The sequence below is a fragment of the Arthrobacter sp. N1 genome, from assembly GCF_048288285.1.
Lineage (GTDB): Bacteria > Actinomycetota > Actinomycetes > Actinomycetales > Micrococcaceae > Arthrobacter_D.
The window spans coordinates 1,097,038-1,115,747 of record NZ_CP102608.1 but is presented as its reverse complement, the minus strand read 5'-3'; the positions used below and the strand labels follow the sequence as shown (position 1 = coordinate 1,115,747).

Genomic DNA, 18,710 nt, shown 5'->3' with positions numbered 1-18,710 from the left:
GAGGCGAGCCGTCCCGCGTCCCGGACGCGACCCTTCACCGCGTCCCAGGGACGACCCTTCCCGGCGTCCCGGAGACGACGATGACCGGTCGGCGGGCAGCCGACCGGTCATCACCGGTGTCTTGAGGGCGCCGAGGGCGACGCCCTGGAGTCAGCTCTCGAGCGCGACCTCGCCGTTGGCGACCGCGTCCGCGCAGGCGCTGAGATCGGGCCCCGGCTTGAAGTCGACGAACTGCGGCTTGAGCTTCTCGAAGAGGAACTCGTAGACCTCGTCGCGGGACTTGCCGTCCATGGTCTCCGCCGCCTCCTTCACCGCGCCCTGCAGCGCCCGGTCGGCGTCGAGCAGGATCTTGTCGCGTGCTTCCTGGTTCCAGCCAATGGTGCTCAGTTCCATGAACAGCTCCTCTTCATCCGTCGGTGTGGTGCGCGCGGGACAGGGTCCCGGGCTTGCCTGCCGGCAATCGATAAGCAGGCTTAGCTCCCAGCCTAGGGGCAGGCCCGGAGAAACCCAACAGCAGCCGCCGCGAAACTTCTACTTCGCGTAGAAGGCATCGCGCAACTGCGCGTCGAGCTGGTGGATCTCCGTGAGGAAGGCATCGTGGCCCACCGGTGAGGTGATCGTGTGGACGGGCACCTCCCCGGGCAGCCCCGCCGCCAGGCGATGGGACTGCCCGGGGACGTACAGCCGGTCGGAGCCGACCGCCGCGACGAAGAACTGTGCCGGCGCGGCAGCGAGGGCGGCGTCGAGGCTCCCCCGGGCGCGGCCGGCGTCGTGGCTCATGAGCGCCTCCGTCAGGATCACGTAGCTGTTGGCATCGAACCGGTCCACCAGCTTCTCGGCCTGGTGGTCGAGGTAACTCTCCACCTGGTACCGCCCACGGTCGGCGGGCACCACCGCACCGAGGGGTTGCTCGGCATCCTGCTCGCTCCGGCCGAAGCGTGTCTCGAACTCCCCTTCCGAGCGGTAGGTGATGTGGGCGATGCGGCGCGCCAGCCCGAGGCCCGCATCCGGATGCGGACCGTCGTAGTAGTCGCCGCCGCGGTAGGCGGGATCCAGGCGGATCGCCTGCAGCTGCGCCTGGGCGAACGCTATCTGTTCGGCCGAACTGGCGGCTGTGCAGGCGATGACGGCGCATCGCTCCACGCGGTCCGGGTACATCAGGGCCCACTCGAGGGCACGCGCGCCTCCCATGGATCCGCCGAGGACCGAGTGCCAGCGGTGGATGCCGAGCTGGTCGGCGAGCAACGCCTCCGCCCGAACCCCGTCCCGGATGGTGACGAACGGGAAACGGGAGCCCCAGGGGGCACCGTCGGGCGCCAGGCTGGCCGGCCCCGTCGAGCCGTAGCAGCCGCCCACCATGTTGATCGACACCACGAAGAAGCGGTCCGTGTCCACCGTCCGCCCGGGGCCCACGAGCGCGTCCCACCAGCCCTCCTCCTCCGACGCACCGCGTGCGACGTGCGAGCTGCCCGTGAGGGCGTGCTGCACCAGCACCGCGTTCGATGCCTCCGCATCCAGCTCCCCCCACGTCTCGAAGGCGAGCTGCACGTCCGGCAGCGCGCCCCCGGTCTCGAGGGCCAGGGGGCCGATCGGGGCGACGCGCAGGAACCCGTCCCCCGAGGGGCCGGCGTCGTTCCCCTGGTGCAGCGGAGCGGGAGGGTAGGTGGTCACGAAGGGTCAGGCTCCTTTGGCCGCTCGGAAGCCGGCGTCGAGGTCGGCGAGGATGTCGGTGATGTTCTCGAGTCCCACGGACAGGCGGACGAGGCCCGGCCGGACGCCCGCCGTGAGCTGCGCCTCCGCGCCGAGCTGGCTGTGGGTGGTGGATGCGGGGTGGATGACGAGCGACCGCACATCCCCCACGTTCGCCACGTGCGAGTGCAGTTCGAGACCGTCGACGAAGCGCTTGCCCGCCTCGAGCCCCCCGGCGATGTCGAAGCTCACGATCGCCCCCGTGCCGATGCGCCCGTACTTCCGGCCGCGCTCGTACCAGGGGCTGGACGGCAGGCCCGCGTAGGAGACCCGCTCGACGTCGTCGTGCGCCTCCAGCCACTCGGCGACGGCCTGGGCGTTCTGCACATGCCGCTCCACCCTGAGGCTGAGCGTCTCGAGGCCCTGCGCGATCAGGAAGGCGTTGAACGGAGAGACCGCGGCGCCGAGATCGCGCAGGAGCTGCACCCGTGCCTTGAGGATGTAGGCGAGGTTGGCGCCGAGCGGGCTTCCGACACCGAGGTCACGCGCGTAGACGAGTCCGTGGTAGCTCTCGTCCGGCGTGTTGAAGCCGGGGAACCGCTCCGGGTACCGGGCGAAGTCGAAGTTCCCGGAGTCCACGATCACGCCCGCGATCGCGGTGCCGTGCCCGCCCAGGTATTTCGTGGCCGAGTGGACCACGATATCCGCGCCCCACTCGATGGGCCGGATGAGATACGGGGTGGAGAGCGTGTTGTCCACGATCAGCGGGAGCCCGTGCTCGTGGGCGACACCGCTGATGCCCTCCAGATCGAGGACGTCCTGGCGGGGATTGGAGACCACTTCGCCGAAGAAGAGCTTGGTGTTCGGGCGGACCGCCGCACGCCACTGCTCGAGATCGTCCGGGTCCTCCACGAACGTGGTCTCGATCCCGAATTTCTTCAGTGTGTGCCTGAACAGGTTGTACGTACCCCCGTAGAGGCTCGGGCTGGCGACGATGTGGTCCCCCGCCTCGGCGATGTTCAGCACCGCGAAGGTCCCGGCGGCCTGGCCCGAGGCGAGGAGCAGCGCACCGACGCCACCCTCCAGGCTCGCGATCCGGGTCTCCACGGCCTCCTGCGTCGGATTGCCGATCCGGGTGTAGATGGGCGCGAGCTCGGTCAGCGAGAACCGGTTCGCCGCACTCTCGGCGCTCGGGAACACGAACGAGGAGGTCTGGTAGATGGGGAGGGCCCGGGACCCCGTGGCTGCGTCCGGCACCTGGCCGGCGTGGATCTGGCGTGTCTCGAAAGACCAATCGTTGGACATGGTGCTCCCTGTCGGTAGGGGCCCTGCGATCTCCGATGCTCCCGCCGACAGTTCCGGCTCCGGGAGACCGGGCCCCGCAGGAGCCCGCGCTTGAACGACGCCGAACCGGCGCCGGACCTGGTCCTCACCCGGGGCACCCCACCGCGGTTGGAGGGTTGCCGGCCAGCAAGCCGGGGCTTCGTGCTGGCACTCATGACCTGCACCCATGAAAACGTATGGGAGCGTGTCCGGCAACCCGTGTGACCCTCCGTGAAGCCGGCACGGAACGTCGCCCCAGGTGCCCCTCCGGTTCCCGGCGGTGCCTCGCGCCGGCATCCGACCCACCGGCTCTGTGCTCCGCCGCCGCCTCGGACGGCGCTCCGGCAGGGCCGGTGGGCGCTGTCCACGGGTAAGGCGGCCCTAAGTCGAGAGGTGCATCACTTAGTGCCAAAATAACCGCATGCGCCTGGACCACGTCTCTTATGCCTGTGAACCCGATGGACTTGCCGCGACCGCCGACCGGATCTCGGCCCGGCTCGGCATGGAGCCCGTGAAGGGCGGTGTGCACCCGCGTTTCGGCACCCGCAACATGATCTTCCCGCTGGCCAACAGCCAGTACCTCGAGGTCGTGGAGGTGCTGAACCACCCTGCGTCGGACAAGGCGCCCTTCGGCCAGGCCGTCCGCGCCCGCTCCGAGGCCGGCGGAGGCTGGATGGGCTGGTGCGTCGCTGTCGACGACCTGGGCCCGTTCGAGGAACGCCTCGGCCGCAGCGCCGTCCCAGGGAACCGCAAGTTCCCGGACGGCCAGGAACTGACCTGGCAGCAGATCGGCATCAAGGGCCTCATCGCGGACCCGCAGGTCCCCTACCTCCTCCGCTGGGACGAGGGCACCGAGGAACTCCACCCGTCCAAGGCACGCCCGGCGTCGGTCAAGCTCGACTGCCTGACCATCGCGGGGTCCTCCGAGCGCGTCACCGAGTGGCTCGGCACTGCGGTCGAGGAGACGCTCGACGGCGTCCAGGTGCAGTGGATCGCTCCGAACGGCACCCCCGGCATCATGTCCGTGACCTTCGAGACCGGCGAGGGACGCGTCGAGATCTGAGAGCTCGCGACGAGGCGAACACGGAGAAGGACCGGACTGTCGTCCGGTCCTTCTCCGTGTGGCGGCCGTTGTCGACCGCCTCAGCCGGTCAGGCGTGCGTGTAGGTGAGGCAGTCAGCGGCCTCGGCACCCGGACCCACTTTCACGGCCGGCGCGCTGCAGAGGAGATCGTGGTTGAAGCTGCACTCGGAGCGCTGGCAGGCGCCGACGTGCGCGAGCATCTTCGGCAGCCCGCCGCTGATGGACGTGTCGATGAACGTGGCACACGAGGCGTGCTCCTCGCTGCCCGACACCGTGATGGCGACGGCGGTGCAGCCGTCGTGGTTGAAGGAGCAGTTGTGGACACTGCACTCGGAGACACTGGTGACACTGGGGGCACTGGGGGCGCTGCTCATGATTCCTCCTGGCTGGTCCGGTGGGGTCCCTGTCGGAGCCGCCGTTGTCTGTGCCGGATGAAGTGAGCATAAACCCGTAATTAGCGGATAATTTAGTCATGATTCGTGCGCGCAAATGAACAAAGGGAAGCCTTTCTTTATTCAACCGCCAATTCCGATGGCCGGTCCGATGAGCGCGAATCCGACGAAACCGGTGATGTCGATGAGCGCGTGCGCGATCACCAGCGGCATGACACGGCGCGTGCGCGTGTAGAACCAGCCGAACAGCAGACCCATCAGGACGTTGCCGATGAACGGGCCGAAACCCTGGTACAGGTGATAGCTGCCGCGCAGGAGGGCACTGCTGACGACGATGGCGGGCGTCGACCATCCGAGCTCACGCAACCGGATGAACAGATACCCCACCACGATCACCTCCTCCAGCACGGCGTGCCGCACCGCGGACAGGACGAGCACCGGGATGGTCCACCAGTAGGCGTCCAGCGCCGCCGGGACGAGCGCGGTGGTGATGCCGAGCGCCCTCCCCCCGGCGTAGACGCCGAGCGTCCCGACGCCGATGATGCCCGCGAGCCCGACGCCGAAACCCACCGTCCGGAGCGGTTTCTCGAACGTGAACCCGAGCCGGCGGAAGGCGGAGACCCCGTGACCGCCGAGGAGGTAGAGGACCAGGGCCACCGGGACCAGCGCGAAGGCGATGTTCAGGAGCTGGTACGTGAGATCGAAGTACTGGCGCTCGTTGAGCACCGGATTCAGTGTGGTGGTCTGGGCGGCGAGCGGTCCGCGGGTGAGCTTCTCCGCGAGGTTGACGATCGCGTAGACGCCGGACTGCCCGAGCGAGAGTCCGAGGACGATGAGCAGCTCCACCCTGATGCGGCGCCGAGGAGCGGAGGCCGGCCCCGACGTGGGCTCGGGCGTGCCGCCGGTCCCGGATGCACGTGGTCCGGACCGGGACGTGGACGGGGAACCGGGCTGCAGGTGTGCGGAGGAGGGAGGATCCGGATGCATGGCGTCATCCTCCCAGCGCCGGCTGGGGATTCCCAACCCGCCGTCGAGCACTCTGCGTGCCGGACGGTCCGGACGGTCCGGACGGTCCGGACGGTCCGGACGGCCCGGACGGGCTAGCGGACGCGCGTGCCCGCCTTCCACACCGCATGCACGAGCGGCATCCCCGGCCGGTAGGCCAGGTGAGCCGCCGACGGCGCGTTCAGCAGTTGCAGGTCGGCCCTGTGTCCCACCGCGAGAGAGCCGACCGCCCGGCGTCCGTCGGCGTCGTCGCCCGCGTGCCGGCGCAGGGCGAGGGCTCCGCCGTAGGTCGCGGCGCGCACGGCCTCGTGGACGGTGAGGCCCATCTGCAGGACGGCCGTGGCGACGCAGAAGCCCATGGAGCTGGTGTAGGACGTCCCGGGGTTGCAGTTGCTCGCGAGCGCGATCTGGACTCCGGCGTCGAGGAGCCGGCGCGCGGGCGGGAAGGGTTGCCGGGTCGAGAGGTCGCAGGCGGGCAGGCACGTCGCGACGGTGCCGGGTCGTCCATGCCCGGCGTTCCAGGGGCCGGCGTTCGAGGTGCCGGCGTCCCAGGTGCCGGCGAGCGCGTCGACATCGCCGTCGGCCAGGTGGTTGACGTGGTCCACGCTGGCGGCGCCGAACTCGACGGCCAGGGCCACCCCGTGGCCGGGGCCCAGCTGGTTGCCGTGCACGCGCAGGCCGAGTCCGGCCGCGGCGCAGGCGGCGAGGACGCGGCGGGACTGGTCGGCCGTGAAGGCACCGGTCTCGCAGAAGACGTCCGCCCAGCGGACGAAGGGGCGGACGGCGTCGAGCATCGGTCCGCAGACGAGGTCCGTGTACGCGTCCGCGTCCCACCCGCGCGGGACGAGGTGCGCGCCGAGGAAGGTGACCTCGTCGACGACGCCGGCGGCGATGCGCGCGCTGCGGGCCTCGTGCCCGACATCGAGCCCGTACCCCGTCTTCGTCTCGACGTAGGTGGTCCCGCCCGAGGCGGCCTCGGCGACCCGGGCCAGCAGGAGGCGCGTGAGGTCGTAGTCCCCCGCGGCGCGCGTCGCCTCGACCGTGACGGCGATGCCGCCCGCGGCATAGGACTCCCCCGCCATCCGGGCCTCGAACTCGGCGGTGCGATCGCCGGCGAAGACGAGGTGCGTATGACTGTCCACCCAGCCGGGCAGGCCCGCGCGGCCACCGGCGTCGTAGGCCGTGTCCGCCGCGGGTGCTGCCGAGGCCGGGCCGATCCAGCTGATCCGCTCCCCCTCGAGGACCACGGCGGCATCTTGCAGGACGGCGTGCCCGGCGTCCTGCGTCGTCAGCTCGCCGATGTGCGTGATGAGGATGGACATCAGTGCCGCTCCCGGGGGTGGATGTAGCTGGATGCGGAGGTCTGACCGTCGGCGGCCACCGCGGCGTCCAGCCGGTCGATCGCTGCGACGAGCGACCCGGCGGGATCCCCGAGGGTGACGTGGGTACCGTTCCGGGCGGTGAGCACCCCGCCGACGACGACGCCCGTCACGTCCTGCGCCGTCGCCGTGTAGGCGAGCTGGTCCCACGAGGACCCGGCGGTACGGGCGGTGTGCGGATCGATGGCCATGAGGTCGGCGACGGACCCGGCACCGATGCCGGCGCTCCGGCGACCCTGCGCCCGGGCGCCGCCCGACGAGGCGATGCCGTGCAGGGTCTCCGGGTCGAAGTGGCCGCGCCGCCCGGTGCGGAGCCGCTCGCCGTATTCGAGCGCGCGCATCTCCAGCCAGGGGTCGACGACGGCGTGCTGGTCGGTGCCGAGCGCCAGGACCGCTCCCGCCGCGCGGAGCGGACCCGCCGGCCCGAGCCCGTCGGCGAGGTCCGCCTCGGTGGTGGGACAGAGCACGACACCGGCGCCCGCACCGCCGAGCAGGGCGATGTCCTCCTCGCCGAGATGGGTGGCGTGGACCACCGAGAGGCGCCGGTCCACGAGTCCGTGCCGCTGCAGCAGACCGGCGGGCGTCAGTCCGGTCGCGCGGAGGCAGTCCTCGTTCTCTGCGGGCTGCTCGGAGAGATGCACGTGGAGGGGCAGATCGGCCGGCAGCCGGTCCGCGATCACCGCGAGGTCCCGCTCCGGCACGGCCCGCACCGAGTGCAGGGCCGCCCCGACCGACACGTGGTGGTCCGGGTACAGCCCGGCGACGGTGGCCCGCAGCGCGTCCAGCCGCTCGAGCCACCGCTCTGCGCTCCCGTCCGAGAACCGGCGCTGCCCGTCCTCGAGCGGCTGCCCGAAACCGCCGGCGAGGTAGCACGTGTCGAGCAGGGTCAGCCGGATGCCGGCGCGCACGGCGGCTCGGGCGAGGGCGAGTTCCATCGCGTGGGGTTCGCCGGTCGCGTGGCCGTACGGCGTCCCGTCGGGAAGGTGGTGGATGTAGTGGAACTCGGCGACGCTCGTCCAGCCCGCGGCGACCATCTCGGCGTAGGCGGCGGTGGCGAGGTCCTCGTACAGTGCCGGCGTGAGGGCCCGTGCTACCCGGTACATCGTCTCCCGCCACGTCCAGAACGTCCCGCCGCGGTCGTGCGTCCGACCGCGCAGCGCCCGGTGGAAGGCGTGGGAGTGTCCGTTCGCGGCGGCGGGGAAGGCCACGCCGTGGAGGACGACGTCGCCCTCCTGCGCGGGGTGGCCCGGGCGGACGCCGGCCACGTACCCGTCGGCGTCGACCTCGATCCGCACGGCCTCGACCACGCCCTCCGTGCCGAGCCACGCGGACTCACACCAGACCGCCCGGACGGCACGGGACGCAGGATCGGCCGGGCCGCCGGTCAGTGCGTGACCGGCGGGACCCGCCGGGACTGCGAGGCCGCCGGGTCCTGCCGGGCGAACGAGGGCGGGGCCCGCCGGGCGAGCAGGGACGGCGCGCCCGATGCGGTGTGCGGCTCGGATCACAGCAGGTCTTCGAGCACGTCCGCGAGCGCGGTGGCGCCGGCGTCGGCGTCGTCGCGCTCCACGAACTCCTCCGGCGAGTGGCTGATGCCCGTGGGATTGCGGACGAAGAGCATGGCCGTCGGCGCGATGCTGCCGAGGATCCCGGCGTCGTGCCCCGCGCCCGTGGGCAGGGTCGGCGTGCCCGGGAAGGAACGCCCGAGTGCGTTGTGCAGTGTCCGCTGCAGGGCGCCGTCGAAGTGGACGGTGCTGCTGCGCGACTCCTCCGTGAGCGTGGCACGGCAGCCCTCGAAGGCGCAGATCTTCTGGGCCTGGCCGTGGATCTTCTCGATGAGCTGTGCGGTGACGGCGTCCTCCTCGTGGCGGACGTCGAGCCAGAGGTCCACGCGGGACGCGATGACGTTCGTTCCGCCGGGGACGGGCTGCAGCCGGCCGACGGTGGCCCGCGCCCCCTCCTGCTCGGCCGCGATCCTCCTGGCCGCGAGGACCACCTGCGCGGCGGCGACCATCGGGTCGGCACGGTCCGCCATGAGGGTGGTGCCGGCGTGGTTCCCCTGCCCGGTGATTGAGAGGCGCCAGCGACCGTGGCCCAGCATCGTGGAGCCGATGGCGACGGCGGAGTCGAGGTCGATCAGCCCGCGGCCCTGCTCCACGTGCAGCTCCACGAAGTCGCCGATCCGGCGGGCGGCCTCCTCGTCGCGGCCGAGGTGTGCGACGTCGATCCCGGCGGAACGCGCGGCGTCGGCGAAGGTGGTGCCGTCGGTGTCGGTGAGCGAGCGCACGTGGTCCGGGTCGAGGGAGCCGGTGAGCAGCCGGGAGCCGAGGCAGGACACCCCGAAGCGGGACCCCTCCTCCTCGGGGAACACCGTCACGGCCAGCGACCGGTGCGTCTGCACCCCGCGCTCGCGCAGGAGGTCCACGGCAGCGAGGGCCGAGGCGACACCGAGCGGCCCGTCGAACGCACCACCGCCGGGTACGGAGTCGAGGTGGCTGCCGGTGACCAGCGCGCCGTCGCGGCTGCCCGTGACATCCCACCAACCCCACAGGATGCCGTTGCGGTCCGTCTCCACCGCGAGCCCGCGGGCCGTCGCCTCAGCGGCGAACCATTCGCGCAGCGACAGCTCGGCGGAGGTGAAGACCCCGCGGGAGTAGCCGCCGCGGGACGTGTCGCGGCCGACGTCGCTGATGGAGTCGAGGACGGTGGAGACGGTCTGCACGAGGGTGCCTTCCTGCGGTGGGGCGGGTGGTGTCCTGCTCAGGATTCCATGGGGATGCGCACGCCACGCTGGGAGGCGATCTCGCGTGCCCTCTCGTATCCCGCATCGACGTGGCGGATGACGCCCATGCCGGGATCGTTGGTGAGCAGGCGCTCGAGCTTCTGGGCGGCGAGCTCGGTGCCGTCGGCCACGGACACCTGGCCCGCATGGATGGACCGGCCGATCCCGACGCCGCCGCCGTGGTGGATGGACACCCAGGTGGCTCCGGAGGACGTGGTGAGCAGGGCGTTGAGCAGGGGCCAGTCGGCGACGGCGTCCGACCCGTCCGCCATGGCCTCCGTCTCGCGGTAGGGGGAGGCGACGGAGCCGGAATCGAGGTGGTCGCGGCCGATGACGATCGGCGCGGACACCCTGCCCTCCGCGACCAGGCGGTTGAAGAGCAGCCCGGCCTTCGCGCGGTCCCCGTACCCGAGCCAGCAGATCCGGGCGGGCAGGCCCTCGAACTCGACGTGCTCGGCGGCGGCGTCGAGCCAGCGGTGCAGGTGCACGTTGTCGGGGAACAGCTCCTTCAGGGCGGCATCGGTGACCGCGATGTCCGCCGGGTCCCCGGAGAGGGCCACCCAGCGGAACGGACCGAGCCCTTCGCAGAACAGCGGCCTGATGTAGGCGGGCACGAAGCCGGGGAAGGCGAAGGCGCGGCCGTAGCCGCCCTTCCGGGCCTCGTCGCGGATGGAGTTGCCGTAGTCGAATACTTCGGCGCCGGCGTCCTGGAAGCCCACCATCGCCTCGACCTGCAGGGCCATGGACACCTGGGCCTTCTTCGTGAAGCCGTCGGGGTCCGCCGCGGATTCACGCTCCCACTCGTCGGGGGCGATGCCTTCCGGCAGGTAGCTGAGCGGATCGTGCGCGGAGGTCTGGTCCGTGACGATGTCGACGTCGAACCCGCGCCGGAGCAGTTCGGGGAACACGGCGGCCGCATTCCCCACGACACCGACCGACAGAGCGCGCTTCTCACGCTTCGCGGCGAGGACCTGCGCGACGGCGTCGTCGAGCGTGTCCACCACGGTGTCCAGGTAGCGCTTGGCGACGCGGCGGCGGAGGCGCGCCTCGCTGACGTCGACGATCAGGACTGCCCCGCCGTTCAGGGTGACGGCGAGCGGCTGCGCACCACCCATGCCGCCGCACCCGCCCGTGAGCGTCAGGGTGCCGGCGAGGGTGCCGCCGAAGCGCTTGCGGGCGATCGCGGCGAAGGTCTCGTACGTGCCCTGCAGGATGCCCTGCGTGCCGATGTAGATCCAGGAGCCGGCCGTCATCTGCCCGTACATCATGAGGCCCTCGGCCTCCAGGCGGCGGAACTCCGGCCAGGTGGCCCAGTCCCCCACGAGGTTCGAGTTGGCGAGCAGGACGCGCGGAGCCCAGGGGTTCGTGCGGAAGACGCCGACGGGCTTGCCGGACTGCACGAGGAGCGTCTCGTCGTCGTCGAGCGTCTCGAGGGTGCGCACGATCGCGTCGTACGCCTCCCAGCTGCGCGCAGCCCTGCCCGTGCCGCCGTAGACGACCAGGTCCTCGGGGCGCTCGGCGACCTCGGGGTCGAGGTTGTTCATGAGCATGCGGAGCGGTGCCTCGGTCTGCCAGCTCTTCGCGGTGAGCTGCGTTCCGCGTGCCGCACGGATGGAGCGGGCGGGATCGTGGGTGGTCATGCGGGTTCTCCTGTCAGGTCGTGCCCGAGCGGGCCGGCCGGGATGTGGGCGAGCAGGTCCTCGGCCTCACGGGCGACGAGTGCGCCGAGGCGGCGAGCCTCCGTGGCGGTGATGCGGTAGCTGGGGACGACGACGCTGATCGCCGCGACCACGCGTCCGCCCGGGGACACCGGCGCGGCGACGGCCGTCACATCGGCCTCCACGCCGTCGCGCACGACGACGAAGCCGTCCGGCCCGGCTGCGCCCGCCAGGACCGCGCCGACAGCCGTGCCGTCCAGCGGGATGCTGCGCCCCACCCAGCTGGCGTGGCGCACCGAATGCGTCCCCTCGCGCATGGCGAGGTACACGCCCTGCCCGTCGTGCGACGGGACGCTCAGGTAGGCGGACTCCCCCGTCTGCCCCACCAGCCGTTCGAGGGCGGGCTCGGCGAGGGAGACGAGGGATTCCTGCCCGAGCGCCTGAGCCCCGAGCTGGACCACGCGGAGCCCGGGGCGGTAGGAGCCGTCGCCGTCCCGCCGGACGAAACCCGTGCTCTCGAGGGTGCGCAGGAGCCGCAGGGCGGTCGACGCCGAGAGCCCGGTCCCGCGCGCGGCGTCGGCGAGCGTGATCGATCCCGCCTCGCAGACAGCGCCGAGCAGCACCAGTGCCCGCTCCACCGTGCGGGTGGACGATTCCGCCATGCCGCCTCCTTGCTTTCGAACCGGTCCTGTATTTCACTTATTGAAACGTCCTTTTCACCAGATGGCAATAGCGGTCCGACCGCAGAACCGAGGTTCCCGTGCAGCATCCCGTGATCGTGGGGACCGGCCCCCTCTCGCCCGCCGACGTCGTCGCGGTGGCCCGTTCCGGCGCGACCGTCGAGCTCCATCCCGACGCGTCGGCCGCCATGGCCGCCTCCCGTGCCGTCGTCGACGCCCTGGTCGACGACGGGACCCCCCACTACGGCGTCTCCACCGGCTTCGGCGCCCTCGCCACGAAGCACATCCCGCTCGAGCAGCGCACCCAGCTGCAGCGCAGCCTCATCCGGAGCCACGCGGCATCCTCCGGCACGGAGGTGGACCGCGAAGTGGTGCGCGGGCTCATGCTCAACCGGCTCTCGACCCTCGCGACCGGCCGCACCGGTGTGCGTCCCGTCGTCGCCACCACCTATGCGGCCCTCCTCAACGCCGGCATCACCCCCGTCATCGGCGAGTACGGCTCACTGGGCTGCTCCGGCGACCTCGCGCCGCTCTCGCACGTGGCTCTCGCGCTCATGGGCGAAGGCGACGTGCGGGATGCGCGGGGACGGCTCGTCCCCGCCGCCGAGGCCCTCGCCACCGCGGGCATCACGCCCGTCGAACTACGCGAGAAGGAGGGACTGGCCCTCATCAACGGCACGGACGGGATGCTGGGGATGCTGGTCCTCGCGGCGTCCGACCTGCACCTGCTGCTGGCGACGGCGGACCTCGCCGCCGCGATGAGCGTCGAGGGACTGCTCGGGACGGACGCCGTCTTCGCCGAGGACCTCCACGCCCTGCGCCCACACCCGGGCCAGGTGGCCTCGGCCGCCGGCATCCGCGCCCTCCTGGACGGCTCACCGCTCATCGCCGAGCAGCTCACGTCGGCGACGGGGCGGCACCGCTTCACGCGCGTCCAGGACGCCTACTCGCTGCGGTGCGCACCCCAGGTGCACGGCGCCGCGCGGGCCACGCTGGCGCACGCGGAATCGGTCGCCGCGATCGAGCTCGGCTCGGCCATCGACAACCCGGTGATCACGCCCGACGGCCGGATCGAGTCGAACGGCAACTTCCACGGCGCTCCCGTGGGGTACGTGCTGGACTTCCTCGCGATCGCCGTCGCCGACGTCGCCTCGATGAGCGAACGGCGCACGGACCGCTTCCTCGACCGGGCCCGCAGCCACGGGCTGAACCCCTTCCTCGCCCACGATCCCGGCGTCGATTCCGGGCACATGATCGCCCAGTACACCCAGGCCGGCATCGTGTCCGAGCTCAAGCGCCTCGGCCAGCCAGCCTCCGTCGACTCCATCCCCTCCTCGGCCATGCAGGAGGACCACGTGTCCATGGGCTGGGCGGCCGGGCTGAAGCTCCGCCGGGCGATCGACGGCCTCACCCGCGTGCTCGCCATCGAGATCCTCACGGCGGCGCGCGGACTGGACATGCGGGACGGCGGACTGCAGGGCTGGAAGGATCCGTCCACCGGCGCCGACGCTCCGGGAAGCTCCCCCACCCTCCGCAGTTCGGCTCCCATCAGCGCCGTGCGGTCACGGCTCCGGCAGGACGTCGCGGGGCCGGGGACCGATCGCTATCTCGCCCCCGAGATCGAGGCGGCACGGCTCCTCGTCGCGGACGGCTCGCTCCTCGCTGCAGCGCAGGCGGAACTCCCAGCGTCCGCCGGGTAAGGCTTGTTAGGGTGGGCTAACTCCCATTGAGAAAGAAGTCCCGCCCCATGTCCTCGTCCTCCCCCGCTCCCACCTCGGCGTCTCCCGACCCTGCCGGTCCCACCGATCCCGCACCGCAGGACCTGGCGCCCCACAAGCCCCCGAGGCCGCAAGCCGTCCTCACCGTGGTCGGGACGCAGTGGCTGAGCCCCCATCTGGTGCGGGTGGTGGCGGGCGGACCGGGCTTCGCGGACCTCCAGGAGTGCGACGCGACGGACAAGTACGCCAAGCTGCTGTTCGCGAGGCCCGAGCTGGGACTCGTCCCGCCGTACGACCTCGCGGCACTGAAGCAGGAGCTCCCCTCCGGCGACCGGCCGGTGAAGCGCACCTACACGATCCGCTGGCTCGACCACGGCACGCAGCGGCTCGCGATCGACTTCGTGGTGCACGGTGACGCCGGCATCGCCGGCCCCTGGGCGGCAGCGGCCGTCCCCGGCGACACGCTCGTGCTCATGGGGCCGTCCGGGAAGTGGTCTCCGGACCCGACTGCGGACTGGCACCTCTTCGTCGGCGACGACTCCGCCCTCCCCGCGATCGCGGCGGGCATCGACGCCCTGCCGGACACCGCCGTCGGGCACGCCTACCTCGAAGTGGACAGCGACGCGGAGATCATCCCGCTCGACGCGCCGGACGGACTCGCCGTGCACTGGCTGCTGCGCGCCGGCAGGGCCGCCGGGACGACGACGCTCCTCGCGGACGCCGTCGCCGCCGGTCCGTGGCCCGAGGGCCGGGTCGACGCCTTCGTCCACGGCGAGCGCGGTGCCATGAAGGCCCTGCGGGACGTGCTGTTCAAGGGTCGGGGGCTCGAGAAGAAGCAGGTGTCCCTCTCCGGCTACTGGGCGTACGGGCGCGAGGAGGACACCTTCCAGGCGGAGAAGCTCGAGCCGATCGGCCGCATCCTGGAGGACTGACGCCGGGGGCGGACAACCGCGGCCGTCGGGAGGTGACGGGCCTCGGCCTGACGCCGGGGCGGATGTCCGCGGGCGTCAGACCGTCACGTGCCTCGGCCTGCGCTTCGGTGCCCGGTCGAGGAGTTCCATCGCCGGCTCGGCGAGGCGGGCCAGCACCGGGCCGAGGACGGCCATCAGCAGGACGTAGGTGGTGGCGAGAGCCGCCAGTTCGGGGATCACGGCCCCCGACGCGACGGCGAGCCCGGCGATGACGATCGAGAACTCGCCCCGCGCCACCAGCGCCGTCCCCGCGCGCGCACGGCCGAGCCGCCCGATCCCCTGCCGCTTGGCAGCCCACCACCCGGTGGCGATCTTGGTGGCCGAGGTGACCAGCGCCAGACCCAGGGCGAAGCCGAGGACGGGCGGGATCGAGGCCGGATCGGTGTTCAGGCCGAACACCACGAAGAAGATCGCGGCGAAGAGATCGCGCAGGGGTTCGAGGATCCGGGCGGCGTTCTCCGCCGTCGCCCCCGAGATGGCGATGCCGAGGAGGAACGCGCCGACGGCGGCCGAGACCTGCAGCGCCGAGGCCAGGCCGGCGACCAGGAGCGCGGCACCGATCAGCGTCAGGAGGAACACCTCGCGGTCCGTGCTGTCCACCACTGCGGAGACCACGTTGCCCCAGCGCAGGGCGATCACGAGCACCAGCGTGACGACGAGGAGCGAGATACCGACCGTGCCGAGTCCGCCCGCGAAGCTGAGTCCCGCCAACACGGCGGTGAGGACCGGCAGGTAGATGGCCATCGCGAGGTCCTCGAAGACGAGGATCGCCAGCACGGTGGGGGTCTCGCGGTTGCCGAGCCGGCCGAGGTCGCTGATGACCTTCGCCGCGATGCCGGACGAGGAGATGTAGGTGACGCCGCCCATCACCAGGGCGGCGACCGGACCCCACCCGAGGATCACCGCGACGAGCGCACCGGGCGTGAAGTTCAGCAGGAAGTCGACGATCCCGGCGAGCCAGGACTGCCGGAGGCCGGTGACCAGCTCCTTCGCGGTGTACTCGAGCCCGAGCATCAGCAGGAGCAGGACCACGCCGATCTCGCTGGCGACCTCGCTGAACTCGATGACGCCCTCGAGCTCGATGAACCCACCCTGCCCGAAGAAGAGGCCGCCGATCAGGTACAGCGGGATGGGCGAGAGTCCGATCCGGCCGGCGAGCCGCCCGAGGATACCGAGGAACAGGAGAATGGCGCCGAGTTCGATCAGGGTCAGGGCGGTGGTGTGCACGGGCCGCTCAGCCGTTGCGCAGGATGTCCGCCGCGGCGTCGAGGCCCTCGGAGGTTCCCACCACCACCAGCAGATCGCCGGCGGCCAGGGTGAAGTCGGGCGTGGGGGATGCCTGGACCTGCCCCGAGCGCAGCACCGCCACGAGGGACGCTCCGGAGCGCGAGCGCATCCGGGTATCCGCGAGCGGATGTCCGTCGAAGGGCGAACCGCGCTCGATGAGGAACTGCCGGGTGGAGACGCCCGGCAGGTCCCGGTGCTCCTCCGTCAGTTGCGCGACGAGCTGCCGCGAACCCAGGAGGTTGCCGATGGTGGCGGCCTCGTCCGGCGTCAGCGGGATCGAGGCGACGCAGGCGTCGGGGTCGTTGGCCTTGGAGATGATGAGGTCGAGATCGCCGTCGCGCTGGGCGACGATGCCCACCCTGCGCCCGGAGCCGGTGACGATCTCGCGCCGCACTCCGATGCCGGGAAGACGTGTTTCGATGACGTTCATGCGCCCATCCTAGACCTGCCCACCCCCGTCGCCGGACGCCGGGGTGCGGGCGGAGCCGCCGTTCGCCGACGGCGTCACCCCGGCCTCGGGGACGTAGAGATCCGGTTCGAGATAGATGGCCGTGGCGATCGGCACCGCCGCCCGGATGCGCCGCTCGGCGTCGTTGATCTCGGCGGCGATCTGCGCTCCGCTCTCCTGGCTCCCAACCGTGATCTTCGCGGCGACGAGCAGCTCGTCGGGGCCCAGGTGGAGGGTCTTCAGGTGGATGATGTGCGTGGCTCCATCGTTGCCGATGGCCTCCTCGATCTTCGCGACGTCCGACGCCGACGCGGACTCGCCGAGCAGCAGGCTCTTGGTCTCGACGGCGAGGACGGCGGCGATGGCCACGAGCAGGAGGCCGATCATCGCCGTACCCGCGGCATCCCAGAGGCCGTTGTCCGTGAGGAGGGTCATGGAGACGCCGAACAGCGCGAACAGCAGTCCGATGAGCGCGCCGAAGTCCTCCAGCAGGATGACGGGCAGCTCGGGAGCCTTGGCCGTCCGGACGAAGCGCACCCAGCCCATGTCCCCCCGGGTGTGGTTGGACTCCCGGATGGCGGTGCGGAGGGAGAACGACTCCGCGACGATCGCCCCGATGAGCACCGCGATCGGCACCCACCAGAAGGAGCCCTCGATCGGGTGCGGGTCCTGGTACTTGTGGTAGGCCTCGTAGAGCGCGAACAGCCCGCCGACGCTGAACAGCACGATCGAGACGATGAAGGCGTAGATGTAGCGTTCGCGTCCGAATCCGAACGGATGCTCGGCACTCGCCTGGCGCTTCGACCGCTTGCCGCCCACGAGCAGCAGCACCTGGTTGCCGGAGTCCGCCACCGAGTGGATGCCCTCGGCGAGCATCGACGACGATCGCGTGAGGGCGAACGCGAGGAACTTGAGGGCGGCGATGGTGAGATTCGCCGTGAGGGCCGCGATGATCGCCTTGTTGCCTCCGCCTGCCGACATGCTGCACGTCCGTTCTCCGTGCCGCCCGCGGCGGCGCCTGTGTTCCCGGCATCATGCCGGTGTCGAGGACCCACACTACGGAACGGACGCCGCTTCCGGATCCCCGGGCCCGGCGGTGCCCGTCCCTTGCGCGGGGCGCGGACATCAGCTGGGGGTCATGCCGGGCGGAGTGCCTCCGCCGCAGCCCTGATCCGGACCGGATCGGCGCCGAGATCCTCGGGGTCCGCCCCGGTGAGCAGGATGGTCGCGAGCTCGGCGATGCCGGAGGAGGTCTGGAAACCGTAGCCGCCCTGGCCGGCGAGCCAGAAGAAGCCGGGATGTGCTGCGTCGAACCCGACGACCGGCAGGCCGGACGCGCGCTGCGTCCGCAACCCGGTCCAGGCCCGTACGACACCGGTGATGCCGAGATCGGTGACGGTTGCCAGGTGGTCGATGAGACGCTCGATGTCGCCCGGGTGGGGTTGCGCGTCACCCGGCTCGGCAGGCTCCGCCTCGCACGGGGAGATCAGGATCCCCTCGGCGTCGGGCCGGTAGTAGAAGGCGTCATCGGCTGCCGCCACCATGGGTGTCCCGACGGGTGGCGCATGGGTGGCCGCCACGATCGCGGCGGTCCGCCGGAGGGGAACGAGGCCCTGCGGCGCGACACCGCAGACATCGGCGAGACCGTCGGCCCAGGCGCCTGCGGCGTTCACGACGACCTCCGCGCTGATGGGACGGTAGCCCGCCCGGACGCTCCAGCCGGCGCCGTCGTAGTGCGCCGAGGTGACCTCGGCACCGGTGAGGATGATGACGCCGTCGTCGCCCGCACGGCGGCGGTGGTAGTCGAGGAGCAGATCGGTGTCGGTGCCGACGCAGTCCGTGTCGATGGCGGCTGCGGTGAAGGCGTCCGGGCGGAGCTGTGGGCACAGCGCCAGGGCCTCGGCGTGCGGGACGCGCCGCATCGACCCGTTCATGGCGGCGTCGACCTCGTCCTCGGTACCGATCAGGAGGAAGGCTCGCGGCACCGTCAGTGGCAGGCCGGTGGAGGACTGCACGCCGTCCAGCAGGTCGAGCGTGCGGCGCGTCAGGTCCTGGACGGGTCCGGGTCCGTAGCTGGGGATGAGCTGACGGGCCGAGCGCGACGACGTGTGGTAGCCGAGCGTGCCCTCCGCCTCGACCAGCACCACGCTGGAGAACGGGGCGAGGGCCGAGGCCAGGGAGAGGCCGGCGATCCCGCCGCCGACGATCAGGACGTCACACTCGAGGGAGCTCATGCCGTCATCCTAGGTGGGCGCTCCCCCGAACGGCCGCCGGGGCTCCCGGAGTGTGGAGGAG

The 18,710-nt window shown here is 71.7% G+C and carries 17 protein-coding genes and 1 riboswitch; of the genes, 3 read left to right on the top strand and 14 right to left on the bottom strand.

Going from position 1 to position 18,710, the window contains the following annotated elements:
• Positions 1–150: 150 nt before the first annotated feature.
• The 3 genes from NVV32_RS05030 to NVV32_RS05020 form a co-directional block, all read right to left on the bottom strand.
• The gene (locus tag NVV32_RS05030; RefSeq protein WP_055772713.1) at positions 151–393 is read right to left on the bottom strand and encodes a hypothetical protein; all 243 of its coding nucleotides are present in this window, start codon (positions 391–393) and stop codon (positions 151–153) included.
• 138 nt (positions 394–531) lie between these two features.
• On the bottom strand, positions 532–1,671 hold the full coding sequence (gene metX / locus NVV32_RS05025; protein ID WP_082471602.1) for a homoserine O-acetyltransferase MetX: 1,140 nt from the start codon (positions 1,669–1,671) through the stop codon (positions 532–534).
• A gap of 6 nt (positions 1,672–1,677) precedes the next feature.
• Positions 1,678–2,994, bottom strand: coding sequence for a bifunctional o-acetylhomoserine/o-acetylserine sulfhydrylase (locus tag NVV32_RS05020; RefSeq protein WP_055772716.1), 1,317 nt, complete (start codon positions 2,992–2,994; stop codon positions 1,678–1,680).
• Positions 2,995–3,075: 81 nt separating this feature from the next.
• Positions 3,076–3,192, bottom strand: a riboswitch (SAM riboswitch).
• Positions 3,193–3,433: 241 nt separating this feature from the next.
• On the opposite strand from NVV32_RS05020, the gene NVV32_RS05015 reads away from it, so the two are divergent.
• Complete coding sequence (locus NVV32_RS05015; protein ID WP_055772719.1) at positions 3,434–4,075, top strand: VOC family protein; 642 nt, start codon at positions 3,434–3,436, stop codon at positions 4,073–4,075.
• Positions 4,076–4,163: 88 nt separating this feature from the next.
• Here NVV32_RS05015 and NVV32_RS05010 read toward each other — a convergent pair whose 3' ends face one another.
• The 7 genes from NVV32_RS05010 to NVV32_RS04980 form a co-directional block, all read right to left on the bottom strand.
• Positions 4,164–4,469: a DUF1540 domain-containing protein gene (locus NVV32_RS05010; protein ID WP_152816647.1), complete on the bottom strand. Its 306-nt coding sequence runs from the start codon at positions 4,467–4,469 to the stop codon at positions 4,164–4,166.
• A gap of 141 nt (positions 4,470–4,610) precedes the next feature.
• Positions 4,611–5,474 carry a CPBP family intramembrane glutamic endopeptidase gene (locus tag NVV32_RS05005; protein WP_422391590.1) on the bottom strand — a complete coding sequence of 288 codons (864 nt, stop codon included), beginning with the start codon at positions 5,472–5,474 and terminating at the stop codon, positions 4,611–4,613.
• 113 nt (positions 5,475–5,587) lie between these two features.
• Positions 5,588–6,814, bottom strand: coding sequence for an amidohydrolase family protein (locus NVV32_RS05000; RefSeq protein WP_055772724.1), 1,227 nt, complete (start codon positions 6,812–6,814; stop codon positions 5,588–5,590).
• Positions 6,814–8,379, bottom strand: coding sequence for a formimidoylglutamate deiminase (locus tag NVV32_RS04995; protein ID WP_235499002.1), 1,566 nt, complete (start codon positions 8,377–8,379; stop codon positions 6,814–6,816). Before NVV32_RS04995 ends, NVV32_RS05000 begins: the two co-directional genes overlap by 1 nt.
• Positions 8,376–9,593, bottom strand: coding sequence for an allantoate amidohydrolase (locus NVV32_RS04990; protein WP_422391589.1), 1,218 nt, complete (start codon positions 9,591–9,593; stop codon positions 8,376–8,378). The genes NVV32_RS04995 and NVV32_RS04990 overlap by 4 nt, the downstream gene beginning before the upstream one ends.
• Positions 9,594–9,631: 38 nt before the next feature.
• Positions 9,632–11,293: a urocanate hydratase gene (gene hutU / locus NVV32_RS04985; protein WP_055772730.1), complete on the bottom strand. Its 1,662-nt coding sequence runs from the start codon at positions 11,291–11,293 to the stop codon at positions 9,632–9,634.
• The gene (locus NVV32_RS04980) at positions 11,290–11,973 is read right to left on the bottom strand and encodes an IclR family transcriptional regulator (protein WP_055772732.1); all 684 of its coding nucleotides are present in this window, start codon (positions 11,971–11,973) and stop codon (positions 11,290–11,292) included. Before NVV32_RS04980 ends, hutU begins: the two co-directional genes overlap by 4 nt.
• 98 nt (positions 11,974–12,071) lie before the next feature.
• Between NVV32_RS04980 and hutH the strand changes: the two genes are divergently transcribed.
• A complete protein-coding gene (gene hutH, locus NVV32_RS04975) occupies positions 12,072–13,691 on the top strand; it encodes a histidine ammonia-lyase (RefSeq protein ID WP_422391588.1) in 1,620 nt (539 codons plus the stop codon).
• Between the two features lie 47 nt (positions 13,692–13,738).
• On the top strand, positions 13,739–14,641 hold the full coding sequence (locus tag NVV32_RS04970; RefSeq protein ID WP_422391587.1) for a siderophore-interacting protein: 903 nt from the start codon (positions 13,739–13,741) through the stop codon (positions 14,639–14,641).
• A 75-nt stretch (positions 14,642–14,716) separates the two neighbouring features.
• Here NVV32_RS04970 and NVV32_RS04965 read toward each other — a convergent pair whose 3' ends face one another.
• The 4 genes from NVV32_RS04965 to NVV32_RS04950 all read right to left on the bottom strand — a co-directional run bounded on the left by NVV32_RS04965 (position 14,717) and on the right by NVV32_RS04950 (position 18,649).
• Positions 14,717–15,907: a cation:proton antiporter gene (locus tag NVV32_RS04965; RefSeq protein ID WP_422391586.1), complete on the bottom strand. Its 1,191-nt coding sequence runs from the start codon at positions 15,905–15,907 to the stop codon at positions 14,717–14,719.
• 7 nt (positions 15,908–15,914) lie between these two features.
• Positions 15,915–16,397, bottom strand: coding sequence for a cation:proton antiporter regulatory subunit (locus tag NVV32_RS04960; protein ID WP_055772741.1), 483 nt, complete (start codon positions 16,395–16,397; stop codon positions 15,915–15,917).
• A 9-nt stretch (positions 16,398–16,406) separates the two neighbouring features.
• Complete coding sequence (locus NVV32_RS04955) at positions 16,407–17,396, bottom strand: cation diffusion facilitator family transporter (protein ID WP_422391585.1); 990 nt, start codon at positions 17,394–17,396, stop codon at positions 16,407–16,409.
• Between the two features lie 155 nt (positions 17,397–17,551).
• Entirely contained in the window at positions 17,552–18,649 is a 1,098-nt protein-coding gene (locus tag NVV32_RS04950; protein ID WP_422391584.1) for an NAD(P)/FAD-dependent oxidoreductase, read from the bottom strand.
• Positions 18,650–18,710 lie beyond the last annotated feature (61 nt).